This window comes from Anabaena sp. CCY 9613 (assembly GCF_963920895.1).
Taxonomy (GTDB): Bacteria; Cyanobacteriota; Cyanobacteriia; order Cyanobacteriales; family Nostocaceae; genus Cyanocohniella.
This window is the reverse complement of record NZ_CAWUDE010000024.1, coordinates 1-15,468: the sequence shown is the minus strand read 5'-3', so window position 1 is coordinate 15,468 and position 15,468 is coordinate 1. Positions and strand designations below refer to the sequence as shown.

The 15,468-nt window shown below is 41.0% G+C and carries 15 protein-coding genes and 1 tRNA gene; 10 read left to right on the top strand and 6 right to left on the bottom strand.

Features of this window, described 5'->3' with window-relative positions; genetic code table 11:
- Positions 1 to 28 precede the first annotated feature (28 nt).
- Positions 29 to 1,996, bottom strand: coding sequence for a caspase family protein (locus tag ACM0OT_RS21465; RefSeq protein ID WP_414566422.1), 1,968 nt, complete (start codon positions 1,994 to 1,996; stop codon positions 29 to 31).
- A gap of 199 nt (positions 1,997 to 2,195) precedes the next feature.
- Between ACM0OT_RS21465 and ACM0OT_RS21460 the strand changes: the two genes are divergently transcribed.
- The 3 genes from ACM0OT_RS21460 (at position 2,196) to ACM0OT_RS21450 (ending at position 3,886) form a co-directional block, all read left to right on the top strand.
- Positions 2,196 to 2,741: a hypothetical protein gene (locus ACM0OT_RS21460; RefSeq protein ID WP_414566421.1), complete on the top strand. Its 546-nt coding sequence runs from the start codon at positions 2,196 to 2,198 to the stop codon at positions 2,739 to 2,741.
- A gap of 120 nt (positions 2,742 to 2,861) precedes the next feature.
- Positions 2,862 to 3,032 carry a 50S ribosomal protein L32 gene (gene rpmF / locus ACM0OT_RS21455; protein WP_414543526.1) on the top strand — a complete coding sequence of 57 codons (171 nt, stop codon included), beginning with the start codon at positions 2,862 to 2,864 and terminating at the stop codon, positions 3,030 to 3,032.
- A gap of 251 nt (positions 3,033 to 3,283) precedes the next feature.
- A complete protein-coding gene (locus ACM0OT_RS21450; protein ID WP_414566463.1) occupies positions 3,284 to 3,886 on the top strand; it encodes a sulfite oxidase-like oxidoreductase in 603 nt (200 codons plus the stop codon).
- On the opposite strand, the gene ACM0OT_RS21445 is transcribed toward ACM0OT_RS21450, so the two are convergent.
- Positions 3,887 to 5,269, bottom strand: a complete 1,383-nt coding sequence (locus ACM0OT_RS21445; RefSeq protein ID WP_414566462.1) for an aldehyde dehydrogenase family protein — start codon at positions 5,267 to 5,269, stop codon at positions 3,887 to 3,889. It lies immediately after the preceding gene.
- 15 nt (positions 5,270 to 5,284) lie between these two features.
- Positions 5,285 to 6,430 carry a hybrid sensor histidine kinase/response regulator gene (locus tag ACM0OT_RS21440; RefSeq protein ID WP_414566420.1) on the bottom strand — a complete coding sequence of 382 codons (1,146 nt, stop codon included), beginning with the start codon at positions 6,428 to 6,430 and terminating at the stop codon, positions 5,285 to 5,287.
- A 189-nt stretch (positions 6,431 to 6,619) separates the two neighbouring features.
- On the opposite strand from ACM0OT_RS21440, the gene ACM0OT_RS21435 reads away from it, so the two are divergent.
- From ACM0OT_RS21435 to ACM0OT_RS21415, 5 genes are read left to right on the top strand one after another with little or no spacing between them, the layout of a single operon-like run.
- Positions 6,620 to 6,967, top strand: coding sequence for a CU044_2847 family protein (locus ACM0OT_RS21435; protein WP_414566419.1), 348 nt, complete (start codon positions 6,620 to 6,622; stop codon positions 6,965 to 6,967).
- Positions 6,968 to 6,981: 14 nt separating this feature from the next.
- A complete protein-coding gene (locus ACM0OT_RS21430) occupies positions 6,982 to 8,265 on the top strand; it encodes an AAA-like domain-containing protein (protein WP_414566418.1) in 1,284 nt (427 codons plus the stop codon).
- A complete protein-coding gene (locus ACM0OT_RS21425; RefSeq protein WP_414566417.1) occupies positions 8,258 to 8,548 on the top strand; it encodes an AAA-like domain-containing protein in 291 nt (96 codons plus the stop codon). Before ACM0OT_RS21430 ends, ACM0OT_RS21425 begins: the two co-directional genes overlap by 8 nt.
- A gap of 7 nt (positions 8,549 to 8,555) precedes the next feature.
- Positions 8,556 to 10,118, top strand: a complete 1,563-nt coding sequence (locus tag ACM0OT_RS21420; RefSeq protein ID WP_414566416.1) for an AAA-like domain-containing protein — start codon at positions 8,556 to 8,558, stop codon at positions 10,116 to 10,118.
- A 36-nt stretch (positions 10,119 to 10,154) separates the two neighbouring features.
- Positions 10,155 to 11,210 (top strand): ABC transporter substrate-binding protein, encoded by a 1,056-nt coding sequence (locus ACM0OT_RS21415; protein ID WP_414566415.1) that lies wholly within the window; start codon positions 10,155 to 10,157, stop codon positions 11,208 to 11,210.
- A 211-nt stretch (positions 11,211 to 11,421) separates the two neighbouring features.
- Here ACM0OT_RS21415 and ACM0OT_RS21410 read toward each other — a convergent pair.
- Together ACM0OT_RS21410 and ACM0OT_RS21405 are read right to left on the bottom strand one after the other, a co-directional pair.
- A tRNA-Ser gene (locus ACM0OT_RS21410) sits at positions 11,422 to 11,506 on the bottom strand.
- A 130-nt stretch (positions 11,507 to 11,636) separates the two neighbouring features.
- A complete protein-coding gene (locus ACM0OT_RS21405) occupies positions 11,637 to 12,557 on the bottom strand; it encodes a TIGR04168 family protein (RefSeq protein WP_414566461.1) in 921 nt (306 codons plus the stop codon).
- A 150-nt stretch (positions 12,558 to 12,707) separates the two neighbouring features.
- On the opposite strand from ACM0OT_RS21405, the gene nadA reads away from it, so the two are divergent.
- Positions 12,708 to 13,682, top strand: coding sequence for a quinolinate synthase NadA (nadA, locus tag ACM0OT_RS21400; protein ID WP_414566414.1), 975 nt, complete (start codon positions 12,708 to 12,710; stop codon positions 13,680 to 13,682).
- Between the two features lie 143 nt (positions 13,683 to 13,825).
- Positions 13,826 to 14,068, top strand: coding sequence for a hypothetical protein (locus tag ACM0OT_RS21395; protein WP_414566413.1), 243 nt, complete (start codon positions 13,826 to 13,828; stop codon positions 14,066 to 14,068).
- A 173-nt stretch (positions 14,069 to 14,241) separates the two neighbouring features.
- Here the strand turns inward: ACM0OT_RS21395 and ACM0OT_RS21390 are convergent, their stop codons facing one another.
- Positions 14,242 to 15,165: a hypothetical protein gene (locus ACM0OT_RS21390; RefSeq protein ID WP_414566412.1), complete on the bottom strand. Its 924-nt coding sequence runs from the start codon at positions 15,163 to 15,165 to the stop codon at positions 14,242 to 14,244.
- Between the last annotated feature and the right edge of the window lie 303 nt (positions 15,166 to 15,468).

Below are 15,468 nucleotides of genomic sequence, written 5' to 3'. Positions count from 1 at the left end.
AGGAGTTAGCAATTAACTCCTAGCTTTTTTATTTTTTATCTATTCTTGCTTGCCATTTTTGGATGGATTCTTGAGCATCTTCGTAGACTGCTGTCACCTCTGGAACTAAAGTAGCCGTTTCAATGGCCGCTTTGATATTGCCCTGATTGGCTCGATTTTTAGCCAACTCTAAAATTTTCTCACTCCAGTCATTAATAGATTTTTCCGCGAGATCAAAGCCTGGCTGTCCTGGTGGGACTCTTTTGGCAACTTCAATGGCACGATTATATGTTGATGCCTGTCCAGATCTAATTAAGGACTTGGCCGCATCTAAAACAGTTTTGTTACCTACAAATTGTTTAGCTTCTAACTGCCATTGATTAATTGCTGTTTGTGCTTGGGGATAAAGTGACTGATCTTTGGCAATTAATTTAGCGGCTGCAATGGCATTAGTATATTGTTGCTGCTGGGCCCGACCCTCTGCTAAATCGAGAATCATACGAGTCCAAATTTTAATATTTTCTTGGGCTTGTTCGTAAAGCGGTTCACCTGGTTGAATTTTGCGCGCAGTAGCGATGGCCAAGCTGAGATCACTAGCTTGAGTTTGCCTCAGAGACATTTTTGCTAGGTCTAATACTGCTTGATTTCGCTTTTTAGACTCAGAAATGGAGGCTATTTGGGCGCTAGATTGGTTGTTTGCCGGAGGCGTTACGGGGGGTGTCTCAGACTCAGGGGTCACAGCAGTGGGTGATGCTGGTGGTGTATCTTTGACTGATAAAAATTGTGCCTGATTGCGAAGAATAACTACAAAAATTAAAGCCACTATCAACATAGTGCCGCCACCCCAAAATAAAAACTGTTGCCAAATTGGAGTAGCTGACTTATTTTGTGGCAAACGAGAAGGATTAGGTTTAGGTGTGTTAGGGATGAACCGACCGCCTGTAGCCATTTCTGGAGAAGACGTGACCAATTGGGCTGGCTGGTTGCCGTATTGTCCTTTGCTCAAATCAGTTGCTACACCAGAAAATTGTGGTGTTTCTAATTTATGGGACTTTGGGATCAAGTTTTGCCAACTCAGCTGTTGAGATATGTTCCCAAGGGTTGTTTCGACTACTGGGGCTGCTTGCCAAATATTCGTTTTTGGCGGCTGAGGGGAATTTACGGTGGGTTTTGCGCCCAAAGAAGATGTGGCTAGTGCAACAGCGAAGGATTCTTCGGGAAAAATCACTGATTCTGCGGCGCTAGGTTCTATGGTGCTGGGGATAACTTTACTATTTTTTTGCATCTCCAATTGCGGCAAGATTGCTAGCTGATTAAAGGGAATTACGGTTACAGGGTTTTGTGTAGGACGCCAGTAGTGTTGACATAATTCTGGAGTGAGAATACTCAGATAGCTTTCTAGATCAGCCAAATTGCTGGCATTACCGGAACGCAAAGCCTCTAAAATTGCTGCTGTAAAAAAACCGTGGCCTAGTTCGCTACTTTCATGGGAGAATTGCTCTGGTTGACAAGAAAGAATTGTAGCCAGTTGTAGTTCCGCAGCCAGTTCTATGGTTTCTTGGCCCACAAGAGTATCGGTTTGAGTGCCAAAAGCACGGTGGATATCCAGCAGTAGCAATGTATTCAGTCCAGTCATTTGCAGACTTTGCATCAGCGATCGCACTTCGATGCCAGTTTCCTCTACTAATTCTGGATTTCCTGCCACTGGCATTAAGTAATCTTGACCCTTGTAATTAATCCCATAACCGCAAAAGAATAACCACAGATGGTCTTGTGGTTGCCAACAGGCGGCTGCTAAATCCTCCAGCAACAGCAGAATATTTTCCTTGGTGGGATAGGTGGATCTGTCTCCAATTGGTGGCGAAGTCTCTGTCATTAACAAGCAGCGTTGCCTGACAAAACTTCCTTCTTGAACTAAAAAATCATTTAGCGCTTCGGCATCTGCTTGAGCGCAACGTAACGGTTGAAATAACTGATATTGATTGATGCCTATGGCGATCGCCCAGTAATTTGCCATCCCGCTGTTTGTAGGTGGTCGTTTGTTTGCCTAAAATTGCGGTTGGCTTTGCTGAAAAAACAAAGCTAACCTATGTCTTATGGTCTAGGAGATTATTATCAAATTACCGTTTCCTAAGTTAAATTAGTTACATGTTTTCTAGCAAATATTGCTTACACAAATTCAAATTATCAATTGATTAATTAGGAGTTTTCAGGTTATGCACAGGAGTGTTGCTCATCAACCATCATCGATCATCCCCTCTCTATTTATTGGCCAAATTGCCAAAAAAATCCGGATATTTCCGTTAATGGTTTTACTTTTTTCACCAGTTTCAGTGTGGATGTTGACAGAAGCGATCGCACCCCAGGTAGTGCGCGCTTATACCGCCAGAGTTGACCTGAGTATTGACCGTATGGAAGATGAAGCTTATGAAACCATACTGCGGAGGGCAGAAGCGGTTGCCAGAGCAGCAGCTCAACGTAGCTTAGACCAAGATATTTTAGTAACAGATGTTTCAATTATCGTCACCGTACAAAGTTATGGAGCGATCGCGCCCATCTTGACTTTAGATGTCAGTCGCCAGCAATGGCGCACACGCCCCGATGCCCAACGTTGGGCAACATACTTCAAAACAGCGCGATCGCTCTTATTCTTTGATAACCAACCGGCCAGACCCAATGTAGGACAAGCAGCCACTATTGTTCCTCCAACTGCTAGTCCCGCAAATGCCACTAATTCCCCTACTGATGAGGCGCAGAAGTAGAGGGAGATGCCAGGGATGCGGGAGAAGAAGGAAAAAAGTTTCTAGCCCCTAGTCCCTAAATAAATGTCAATTTGATCGCTTAGAATAAAAAGGTTGTCAAGAATTGCGATATCCGCTATTATGGCTGTTCCTAAGAAGAAAACATCCAAATCCAAACGAGATAAACGTCGAGCTACTTGGAGACACAAAGCTGTTGTGGAAGCTCAAAAGGCCCTGTCTCTGGGCAAGTCAATTTTGACTGGACGTTCTACCTTTGTCTATCCAACCACTGAAGAAGAGGACGAAGAATAATAATTCCCTATTGAGTAAAAGCAGGGACAGCACCGAAGATTTGCGCGGTAAAAGCTACCGTCCAAATTTCTCAATAGTGTATGAGCGCTTTTTCGCTGCTTTTCTGATTGCATTATCAATAATAAGTAGTCTGCAAAAGCTAATTGGGTTAAAAGAAAATCGGTAATGAGTAATTGGGGCTGCCCATTACCCATTACCCTCCACCCATGAATGAGCGACTTGCCAATCACAAGACTTATTTTTTTGAGAATATGCCAGGAAAATTTTTTCATAAACCAAACGAGGAAGAGCAAAAACGCGTTCCCCCAGGTCAACATTTGGCTAAGGGTTTCCCCGTATTAACCTACGGTGCAACACCCCAAGTTAGTACAGAAGACTGGGAGTTTCGGGTTTCGGGTTTGGTAAAACCTGCGGTATTTACGTGGTCAGATTTGATGAAACTACCTCAATCCGAGTTTACAGCCGACTTTCATTGTGTAACGCGCTGGTCAAAACTGGATGTGAAGTGGACTGGCATCAAGGTGACCGATTTTATGAATTTAATTGAGGTAGATCCCCAAGCAGTGCATGTGATGGAACACTGCTATGGCGGTTACACTACCAATATTGCTATGGCAGACTTGATGCGTGCAGAAAATTTCTTGGCCTGGCAATTATTTGATGAACCGTTACCCGCAGAACACGGTGGCCCAATGCGGCTGGTTGTACCCCACCTCTACGCCTGGAAAAGTGCCAAATGGATTAATGGTTTGGAATTTCTCAGTGAGGAAGAACTTGGGTTTTGGGAGCGTAATGGCTACCATCGGCGGGGTGAACCTTGGGCGGAAGAGCGTTATAGTAGTAGTCTTGGCTAACTAACCCAAAATACGCTTGATTATGGGTAATTTGTGTTTGTAGGGAGCATATCGCCAGTTTAAATCCAACCAAAAGGAATGTTTTAATACACTTTTGTGATGGGAAAAGGTGTCAAAACCAGCTTTACCGTGATAACTGCCTATACCACTTTCACCTACACCACCAAATGGTAAAGATGCGACGCCAAACTGTAAGTTTGTATCATTGATACACACTCCCCCAGAGGAAGTTTCCTGTAAAACTCGCTTTTGCAGATTTTTATTTTGTGTGAATAAGTATAAAGCCAAGGGTTTTGGTTTTGAGTTAATTAAGGCGATCGCTTCTGTAATATCAGTGTATTCAATTACAGGCAAGATGGGGCCAAAAATTTCCTCTTGCATGATGGTATCTGTTAAGGAAACATGATCAATTACTGTGGGAGCAATATAAAGTGTTGATTGGTCAGTTTCTCCACCAATAATAATTGCACCATCTTTGAGCAACTTACCCAATCTCTCAAAATGATTTTGGCTAATAATTCTAGCATAATCTGGACTGCTGGCGGGATTATTTCCATAAAATCCTGTGAGGCATTTTTTTATGGCATTAATCAAATCTGGTTTAATTTTTTGATTAACTAAAAGATAGTCAGGTGCAATACAAGTTTGTCCGGCGTTGAGAAATTTACCCCAAGTAATACGTCTAGCTGTGTATTCTAAATTAATCTCATTATCAACAATACAAGGACTTTTACCACCTAATTCTAAAGTCACTGGTGTGAGATGTTTGGCTGCTGCTGCCATAACAATTTTGCCCACCCCTGTACCACCAGTAAAAAAGATATGATCGAATTTTTCTGCGAGTAGTTGTTGGCTGATTTCCACCCCTCCTTCTACTACGGCAATATATGCTGGATCAAAATATTTGCCAATTATCTCAGCCAACAAACTAGAAGTATGAGGGGCAATTTCTGAAGGTTTGAGAATTGCACAATTTCCCGCGGCGATCGCACCTACTAAGGGTGCAATAATCAAATTAAAGGGATAATTCCAAGTACCAATAATTAAAACTACCCCTAGTGGTTCTGGGTTAATTCGGGCTGAATAGGAAAATAATTGCCAGGGAACTGCTGTTTTTTGCGGCTGAGTCCAACTTTTAAGATGTTTTATAGCATAATCAATTTCTTTGGTAACCAGGATTTCTGAAATATAAGTCTCAAATTCTGGTTTATGTAAATCTGCTTCTAGTGCTTGGAAGATTGCTTGTTCTTGCTCAACAATTGCTTGCTTTAATATTTTGAGTTGTGCGAGACGGAAATCTACATTTTGCGTTTGACCAGTCTGAAAAAACTCACGCTGCTTACTAATAATTGCCGCCACATTAGATAATTCATTGATCATAATTTATTATTGTGGTTCTTACTGTTTAATAGGTAGATTAACCATGAATACACTACCTTTATTTAACTCAGAACTTACCAGAATACTACCGTGATGTGCATCGACTATGCGACGAGAAAGGTATAATCCTAAGCCACTACCAGAACTCTTGTGGCTTCCCTGACGGAATCTTTCAAACAAATTGGCTTGTTCTTCAGGCGAAATACCTGTGCCTGTGTCTGCTATTTCAATGGTAACGTAGTCACTGATACTGGCAGAGGCGGTAAACTCAGAGGAACTAATTTTGCTACTCCAAAGTACACTAGTAAGACGAATAGCCACTGAACCAGATTCCGTAAATTTGATGGCATTACCGATTAAATTAGTGAATAAACGATGTAGTTCTAAGCGATCGCCCATCACTATAGTATTGGTAGCATCCTCAGACAACTCCAGTTTCAGAGATAGTTTTTTGTCTTGTGCTAGGGGTGTCAGTTCACCAACTAATTCTTCTAGCAACTGACTGAGATCAACTGGTTGAAATGCCAGGGTTTTGCGTCCGGCTTCAAAGCGATAAACTTCCAATAAGGTATTCACCATAGACAGCAGGTTGAGATTACTCCGCGCCATGATGGTGATGACTTCTGCCATTTGTGGTGATAAATTTCCCAAAGCACCCTGCTGAAACAGCATTAACATGCGATCAGCTGCTACTAAAGGCGTGCGTAAGTCGTGAGTGAGACGGGAAACAAAATCTTCGCGCTGGCGGGCAATTTCATCACGTTCATCTATGCTGCGCTTTAAACGTAAGAGCGATCGCACCCTTGCGAGTAATTCGTCTACAGTCACAGGTTTGCGGATAAAATCATCAGCACCCAAGTCTAATCCGTGCGCCACATTAGGCGCATCGTGGGCAGTAATCAGCAGGATAGGAATATATGCTTGCAACTTCATATCTTCACGAATGCGCCTAGTAACTTCGTATCCATCCATACCTGGCATCATCAGATCCAGTAATACCAAGTCGCAAGGCGATGTTTCCAGTTGTATCAAGGCAGAGACACCATTCTCTGCGGTGCTAACCGTATAGCCTTCTTCCTCCAAAATCGTTTTGATCAAAAACACATTATCAGGAGAATCATCGACAACTAGAATTTTGTCAAATCGAGAAGATAGGGAACTCATGGGGTAGCGAGGTGTAGTTATAAGCTAATTCTGCGGGAAAATTGATTTATTAGTATAATTTTTCTAGATATTGTCCTTAGGTAAATTTTCTACCAAGAACATTTTTTACCAAAAAATTTACATCAATTTATTGTAAAAAGTAGTTAAATTTACTACGTTGTTGATATTTATTCACAAGCTCATTAAATCATGTCCCGTAAACTTTTAGAATTAGATACAGCAGATGGCAGCACAATTTTGGTAGCAGTTGAGATACCAGATATATCAGTGGGTCGTGTATCGGCTCCTAGTGATTTACCCATAGAAAAAGTAGAAGCCAGCTTTGATGCAGTTCAGGATTTGATTGTGAACGGCTGTCGTCCAATTACTAGGGCATTCCGCACCTTGCAGCAAGAATCACAGCCTGTGAATGGTGAAGTGGAATTTGGTTTAAATTTTACTGCCAAAGGCTCGGTGTATGTGGTGGAATCCTCTGCACAAGCATCATTGAAGGTGAAAATCACTTGGAAACTGGCACCAGAAGAAAATAAACCGTAAATAAATAAACTTACATGAGTTGGGATTTAGTTAAAGCTTGTACCGTTGCGATCGCCACGCCTGAAGATATTATCCGAGGCACAGGTTTTTTTATCTCATCCACAGGACATTTACTTACCTGCGCCCATGTAGTTGAAGATGCTGATGGTTGGGAAAATGTCAGAGTTAATGGGCAAAAAGTTGAGTTAGTTTATTTGGGAAGTAGCTCCCATGACGACTTTGCTGTATTGCAATTACCTGGCTATCAAGGCGAAGCCGCACCTTTGTTATTGACTTTTGAACCGGGGAAACAATTTCGCTCCATTGGTTATGGCAGGCTAGACTTCCCCTGCGGTGGAACTATTGAGGGTAGTATTACCGATGCTAACCCCCATGCCGATTTTAATAATTTATGTATGTTACGGTTACGAGTCATGGCAGACTCACAACAAATTATTGGTGGCTACAGTGGTTCCCCGGTGTTTGATACTGAAGCTCAAGCTGTAGTGGGAATTATTGCTGCTTATGATAATACCCAAGGAGGACTGGCTGTACCCCTACAAACAGTAGAGGAAAATTGGTGGAATTTGGCAGATTTACTACATTCAGAATTAGCCTCCAAACAAGAATTATTCTTTTTCGATTCAGCTTTTTATACTGGTTGCTATCGAGAAATTGAGCGTCCAGGCTCATTAATTCGAGTTAAAGCTCCTTTGCAATGGGGTAAAACTTACTTAATGATTCAAATTCTCAATCATGCAACTCAGCAAGGCTATCAAGCTGTCAGAGTGGACTTTCAGGAGCCAGAACAAGAAGTATTTAATAGTCTAGAAAGGTTCTTGCAGTGGTTCTGTAGCAGCATAGCCAAGGGGTTACATTTACCGAATAACTTAGCTCAACATTGGGGCGGTACATTAAGTGCCAATAGTAACTGTACCAACTATTTGGAAAGACTATTGGCAGTAATTCCTAGTCCCTTGCTTTTAGGCTTGGATAATACTGATGTGATTTTTTCATATCCGACGATCGCCTGTAATTTTTTGCCCTTGCTGCGAGCTTGGTATGAGAAGGGGAGGACTCAGCCTTGTTGGCAAAAGCTACGCTTGGTAATTGCTTATGCTCAAGAAGAGTACATTCCTATAGATAGAAATAGGTCACCATTTAATGTTGGTAAACCCGTAGAAATACCAGAATTAACTCAAGAGCAAATCCAGAAATTTGCACAACACCTCAAACTTTATTGGCATGAAGGGCAAATTACTCAACTTATGGCAATGGTGGGCGGACATCCTTGGTTGGTAAAAAAAAGCATTGTATAAAATAGCGCAACGCGAACTAACGTTAGAGAAGTTTTTACACATTGCTCCTACAGAAGAAGGCTTATATGGCGATCATTTACTGCGTTATTGGTCAACATTACAGGACAATCCAGAACTACTAGCAGCGATGCAGCAGGTAGTTAGTGCCAATGTCCCCGTCAAAATAGATCCAGACAAAGCATATAAACTGCGGAGTATGAGACTAGTAAAATATACTGGCAATTCTGTGCAGCCTTTGTGTGATTTATATCGCTTATATTTTCGCGATCGCTTGAATTGTTGATGATGTTATGAATTTAGCTGACTTGACCAACTATCAATACCAAGTGGGAGGCAGTTTACCTGCTGATGTACCTACTTATGTCACACGACAGGCAGATGATGACTTGTATTACGGTTTAAAAGAAGGTGAATTTTGTTACGTTCTTAATTCCCGTCAGATGGGCAAATCTAGCTTGCGGGTAAGAATTATGGAACGATTGCAGGCCGATGAAATTACTTGTGCAGCTATAGACCTCAACGAAATTGGGACAGATATAAAACCAGGAAAATGGTATGCAGGGGTGATAGATAGTCTAGTCAATAATTTAAATTTATCGGAACATTTTGATTTAACTAGTTGGTGGCATCGACGCAATCTTTTATCCCCAGTCAGACGCTTGAGCAAATTTATTGAAGAAGTATTGCTCACGCAGATTCCTGGAAAAATTGTGATTTTCATCGATGAAATAGATAGCGTTCTTAGTTTAAAAAATTTTTCTCCTGATGACTTTTTTGCCTTAATCAGATTTTGCTATAACCAGCGTGCTGATAATTCAGACTATAAACGCCTGACATTTTGTTTATTGGGAGTGGCGACACCATCGTATTTAATGAGAGAAAAAAGACGTACACCATTTAATATCGGTAGGGCAATTGAATTAAATGGATTTCAATTTATTGAATCCAAGCTATTAGCTAAAGGGTTGGAGGGAAAAGTTAGCGATCCCGAAAACGTACTGAAGGAAATTTTAACTTGGACAGGTGGACAACCATTTCTTACCCAAAAGCTGTGTAACATCATTGCCGATGAAATTGAGGTATCTGGCGTAGAAGAATTAGTAAAGTCGCGGATTATCGAAAATTGGCAATATCAAGATGATCCAGAGCATTTGCGAACAATCAGTGATCGCATTGTGCGGAATGAAAAACTTACAGTTAAGCTAGTAGGACTTTATCATCAAATTTTGCAACATGGAGAAATTACTGCTGATGATAGTCCTGAACAAATGGAATTACGCCTTTCAGGATTAGTAGTAAAAAAACACGGTAAATTAAAGATATATAATCCTATTTACAAGGCTGTTTTTAATCACGAATGGATTAATCAAACATTAACGGATTTACGACCTTATCGGCAGGAACTAATAGCATGGCAAAGCTCTTCTTGTCAGGATAATTATAAACTTTTACGTGGACAGAAATTAAGACAAGCTCAAGCATGGGCAAAAGCTAATGAATTGACTGCTCTAGATTATCAATTTCTTTATGCTAGCCAAAAACTTGCAACACAAAGACACCAGCTATTTATCTTAATTCTGGCTATACCGTTACTACTAATGCCATTAGTCGTGTGGCAATATCGGAGACTGATTAAGCCTTTATTTGTTACTGAGCAAATAGAAGCAACACTATTTAGTCAAGGAGAGGGTACTCTCTTTGGAGGTAATGAGAATATCAATCGTGATCGGGGTTTTAATGCTTTTAAAACTCAAAATTATACTGAAGCTATTAATTCTTTCCAAAGAGCTATACAAGCTTTTCCTACAGATCCAGAATTACATATATTTTATAATAATGCTAAAGCATATTAAAATGGTAATCCCCTGAGTTTAGTAGTAGCTTTACCTGTGTCTACTAGAAGAGATATTGCTGCTGAATTTTTGCGAGGGGTTGCCCAAGCACAAGATGAATTTAACATTTCAGGTGGAGTTAATAATAAGTTATTAAATATAGTCATGGCTGATGATAATAATAATTCTATTCAATCTGAAAAAATTGCTCAAGATGTAACGACAAACCTAGAAATTTTAGGAGTTATTGGACACTACACCAGTACAAATAGTCAAGCGGCAATACCTGTGTATGAAAGGGCTAACATAGCTATGGTTTCTCCATCCAGCACAAGTACCTTCCTGAATAGTCCGGTCTTTTTTAGAACAGTAACTTCTAACACAAAAATTGGTGAAAAATTAGCAGAACATTCTCTAAATAAAGGCTATGAAAAAGTTGTAATTTTCCATAATCCTGAAAATGAATATAGTCAGAGCTTATATCAAGAGTTTGAAAAAAAATTCCAAAAAAATGGTGGTGAACTTGTCAGAACGATAAATGTGAGCCTTGCTACCTTAAATGCTGATGCTGAAGTCTTACTTAGTTCATATCGGGATCAAGCCGATGCCATGATTTTGTTCCCAGAACCAGAATTAATTTCTGTAGCAATGGAAATTATGCGCGCTCAAAAAAAATTAGAAAATCAAGGCAGTAAAAAATTACCTGTACTGGGCGCAGATGCTTTATATAATACAGAGACTTTAAGACAAGCCGGTGAAGCTGGTGAAGGTTTGGTTTTAGCTGTACCCTGGTTTGCAGGGGAAGAAAACTCCCAAAAATTTGCAGATCAAGCTAGTCAGAGATGGGGAGGGCAGATTAGTTGGCGTACAGCTACAACTTATGATGCGACTCGAGCTTTTATTCAGGCTATATCTATGTCTAGCAATCCAACTCGTCAAAGTGTTTTAGAGAACCTCAAATCTCTGAGTCTTGTACAGAGTGAAACTTCTGGATATCTACTACAATTTGATGAGCAAGGCGATCGCCAACAAGAACCTGTGCTTGTGAGAGTAGTTAGAGGTGGTGGCGGCCCCAAAGAAAGTGGATTTAAATTTGAACAAGTGACAGAATAAACACTCGTCATATAAGTATTTAGACTCACTATTCGGCAGTGAAATTCTGCTGTAGAAGCAATAGCGATCGCACTCACGGGCTTTCAATTAAATGAAGCAGAATCATCAGGATTTTCAGCTTTACCAATTTTGAAAACTTTGCCGTCTTGAAAAATTAATTATTCATTGCTGAGGATGTTAATTAACCAGACAAAACCCAATATTTCTTCAACGGAGAGGGGGAGATTCGAACTCCCGGAGGTTTTAGCCTCATCCGATTTCAAGTCGGACGCAATCGACCACTCTGCCACCTCTCCAATAAAACTGTCTAGCCCTTAATGAATTGACGACAGTAAGCTATCATAGCGCTTTTGCCGACCATTAACAAGCTGACAGATAATACTATATCTCATCATCTACGCAGATTGCACTCTTGAAGGCAAATATCTATGACACACTAAGCGAACGCTCGTACAAAATTTCCTCTGAAGTCACCTGGAAATCATGGCCTACCCACACTAGAGAGACTTGGGAAACCTCACCCGCTTCTAGGGAAACAATCGAAAAATTACGCAGCTTATCGCCCTGATTTTCCAAAATCCTGGGTACAGTTGCCGCGTTCAAGTAAATTGTTCCTTCGGGACTTCTAAAGACAGCTTTGCGCTGCATTTTTTTGGTATGTCTGAGGGTGCGGTGCATGTGACCGAATGTCACCAGAGGAATAGTTTTACCAGCCGTGAGGGTCTGAGAAATCGCCTCGCCTAAGTCTGGATCACCAAAGTCACCGCCTATAGGATGCCAGTCTTTACCGCAGGGATCTTCTGGGCGATCGCCTAATCCACTGGGCCCATTATGACCGAGAAAAATAATCGTCTCATGAGCCGCACTTTTTACCGCTTTAACGATGCGATCAGCCGATTCTTCCAGACTCGTGACACCATAACGTTCTTGCACGATATCCGCAAATTTCCACTCTGGGCCACCCCAAGTAAAAGGACGACCCCCCACCACAGTTAAATTCCACGCGGGAAAATCTAGCTTACCGTAACCAACATGGGCAGGGCCCAATAAATCGAGTTGTTGCTGTACCCAATCTTCCTGAGAGCGATCGTAGGGACACTTCCTCCGACCCCATTCCGTGGCAGTGTACCAGGCATCGTGGTTTCCCATTACTGCTGCTTTGGGAATGTCGAGGGAGGCGATCGCTTTGACTACTTCCACCGACTCATTGCCAAAATCACCCACAAACAGCACTAAGTCAACACCCAGATGCTTGAGTGCCATGCCATCTTCTAATTCCCATTGATCGTGAACATCTCCAACTACAGCAATTTTTAGGGTTATTGATTGAGTTTTCTGACTGGTCATGCCACTTTCCTTGCCGTCTATCTCCAGCATATGAAACTCCGCCGGATTTGGACACAACTGTAGGGACATCCACCATCTACTATTTTTGGTAAAAACTACTATAATTGAATCCACAGAACAAAAACTTGCAACTTAAAGCACCCCTTAACTGTGTTTACCACTGCACTACCTCAACAAAACAAAACCCAACCGGGTGGACTACCGCTGGATTTATTTGCTGCCATTGAGACTCTCAAAAAAGAACTCAACGCGGTGATCCTGGCGCATTACTATCAAGACCCAGATATTCAAGATATCGCTGACTTTATTGGGGATTCATTACAATTAGCCAAAGCCGCAGAAAAGACCAATGCAGATGTCATTGTCTTTGCTGGTGTTCACTTCATGGCAGAGACGGCAAAGATACTCAATCCTGATAAATTGGTGCTTTTACCAGATTTAGATGCTGGTTGTTCCTTAGCAGACAGTTGTCCACCACAAGAGTTTGCCGCATTTAAAGCAGCACATCCAAATCATTTGGTGGTTTCTTACATCAACTGTTCTGCGGAAATTAAAGCCATGAGCGATATTATCTGCACCAGTTCCAATGCTGTCAAGATTGTGCAGCAGATACCCCAGTCACAGCCGATTATTTTTGCTCCAGACAGGAATTTGGGCAGGTATGTCATGGAACAGACTGGACGTAATTTACTGCTGTGGCAAGGTAGCTGTATCGTCCATGAAACCTTTTCCGAAAAGAAAATTGTCCAATTAAAAATTGCTCATCCAGAGGCAGAGGCGATCGCTCACCCAGAATGTGAAAGTAGTGTATTGCGCCACGCCAGTTTTATCGGTTCCACAGCAGCTTTACTTAAATATTGTCAAAGTAGTCCTACAAATGACTTTATCGTGGCTACAGAGCCAGGTATCATCCACCAAATGCAAAAACTGGCTCCTAACAAACGCTTTATTCCTGCCCCACCATTGAATAACTGCAATTGTAACGAGTGCCCATTCATGCGGTTAAACACTTTAGAAAAACTCTATTTAGCAATGAAGAATCGCACTCCTGAAATTACCACGTCAGAAGAAATACGTATTGCGGCATTAAGACCAATTCAAAGGATGTTAGAGATGAGTGCCTAGTTAGGGTTGATGTTGATATGTTGTAGAGGCGTTAAACTTTGCGTCTCTACACAATCTAATTCGATAGGAGTTTTTGAAATAATATTTGTTATCTAACAGAACTATTTTAAGAAAAGATTAGAAATTGAAAAAATGTAGGTTACATGGAAACTTTAAACGAATATTTAATTTCTTATTTGAAACTTTATCATTTGATGGAAAATACGGAGGGAATTTTAGGAGGTGCGATAGCAGGAGGAGTTGCAGCAGCAGCTCTACCCCTAGCTGTTCCTGGAGTCGCTTTTTATGGCATAGTTTTAGCTGCTGGTTATGCTGGAGGGGAGTTAGCAAAAAATGAGGTCAATTTATTTTCAGATAAACCAGAATATGACAATGGCTGTATTTAATATTTATAACATCCAGTAAAATTACAATGTTTTGTAGGTTGGGTTGAGCAAAACTAAACCCAACCAAGCAACATGTTTAACTTGCACACCACTTAACTCACCTTCTTTCAGTAATAACTCCTTACTTTTTACATGTAATTTTGTCTTACTAAAAATCTAGCTAACCCCAAACACTAAATTTTATTTTTCTCTGCTTCCGCTTTGGCTATGTCACTATATTCTTTATATAGTTGAGTGCGAATTTTAGCTTCTTCATAGCGACTATGATCGGGTAGTACCATACTCATTAAACCTGAAGCTCGTTGCCACTGAGCAGCTAATTCTAACCACTGAGTTGAAGTTTTAGCTACTTTTCCTCCATCTGAGGCTAAGTTAGCAATTCGCACAGCTTCTCCAAATGCGTCTTCAACAGGGTTAGAAAGGCTATTTACCCCAACACGGGGTGAACTCTCCTTAGTGTTTGTCGTCAAAGAATTCAAGTTTTTTGATTGCATGAAGTTAGTTAATTTATGACCTAACTGGCCATAGACAACCCAACCTAGCAATAACAGCGAGCAGACCCCAACTGTAGCTAGTATCCCTTTTTTGGGTGAATTTTTAATAAGTACTGAAGAACGAGAAAATTGGGTCTTGGGTAAATTAGTTTTTACGTCTTTTTGGGCTTCTTTAAAATCTGTAATTAATTGCTTGAAAATATGTGGTTGCGCTAAGATAATTTCTTGCGACCAAAGCAATTGGTTTTCGCGATCGCGATAAATTTCTGTTAACCAAAGCAATTGCTGTTCCCGAACGATACGACTGTTGATATTGACTCGCCGAATATTACGGGGTGTGATGGAATCCAGGATTTGCTGAATTTCTGCTACCAGAGTAGATTGCTCTAGCTCTTCTTCTTTAGCCGCCTCACACAGAAGTTGTAGAACACCATCAGCAAAAATAGCTCTGGTTCTGACGCCAGAATTAGCTAGCTTTTCGTTTAATAGTTGAATAATCGCAGCAACGCTACCTTGGTGAGCCTGCCAAGCGATATCATTTATCCTATCCAGCATTTGAGATTTAGTGATAGCTCTCGCACCCTGACTTATTAACTGACTCATCAATTTAGGGAATCTATTCTACTGAGTTTTACTTTGTCTTCGATTTTACGAGTAAAACGATGAGTTGCCAAATAAAATCATAAAAATTAAGTCTCTTCTTTGCTTCCTTAAGAGGTTTTGTCACGATTGATTAATATAAAGCTCATGCGGGTGTGTATTTTACCTGTGTAGCACGATATATTATACGCCTTATGTGAGAGGGAGTAGCAAAAAAGAAGAGGAAAGCACAAGATAAAGGTAACGGAACTATTCCTGGAGGTCTCCCAATGAATATGGTAGACGGTGCGACCCTGTTGACGACAA

What these genes read in the sequence shown, in the direction of transcription:
- rpmF (WP_414543526.1), top strand. Translation starts at nt 2,862, where the DNA reads ATGGCTGTTCCTAAGAAGAAAACATCCAAATCCAAACGAGATAAACGT.
- ACM0OT_RS21435 (WP_414566419.1), top strand. Translation starts at nt 6,620, where the DNA reads ATGTCCCGTAAACTTTTAGAATTAGATACAGCAGATGGCAGCACAATT.
- ACM0OT_RS21440 (WP_414566420.1), bottom strand. Translation starts at nt 6,430, where the DNA reads ATGAGTTCCCTATCTTCTCGATTTGACAAAATTCTAGTTGTCGATGAT.
- ACM0OT_RS21465 (WP_414566422.1), bottom strand. Translation starts at nt 1,996, where the DNA reads ATGGCAAATTACTGGGCGATCGCCATAGGCATCAATCAATATCAGTTA.
- ACM0OT_RS21405 (WP_414566461.1), bottom strand. Translation starts at nt 12,557, where the DNA reads ATGACCAGTCAGAAAACTCAATCAATAACCCTAAAAATTGCTGTAGTT.
- ACM0OT_RS21395 (WP_414566413.1), top strand. Translation starts at nt 13,826, where the DNA reads ATGGAAACTTTAAACGAATATTTAATTTCTTATTTGAAACTTTATCAT.
- ACM0OT_RS21430 (WP_414566418.1), top strand. Translation starts at nt 6,982, where the DNA reads ATGAGTTGGGATTTAGTTAAAGCTTGTACCGTTGCGATCGCCACGCCT.
- ACM0OT_RS21450 (WP_414566463.1), top strand. Translation starts at nt 3,284, where the DNA reads ATGCCAGGAAAATTTTTTCATAAACCAAACGAGGAAGAGCAAAAACGC.
- ACM0OT_RS21390 (WP_414566412.1), bottom strand. Translation starts at nt 15,165, where the DNA reads ATGAGTCAGTTAATAAGTCAGGGTGCGAGAGCTATCACTAAATCTCAA.
- ACM0OT_RS21420 (WP_414566416.1), top strand. Translation starts at nt 8,556, where the DNA reads ATGAATTTAGCTGACTTGACCAACTATCAATACCAAGTGGGAGGCAGT.
- ACM0OT_RS21460 (WP_414566421.1), top strand. Translation starts at nt 2,196, where the DNA reads ATGCACAGGAGTGTTGCTCATCAACCATCATCGATCATCCCCTCTCTA.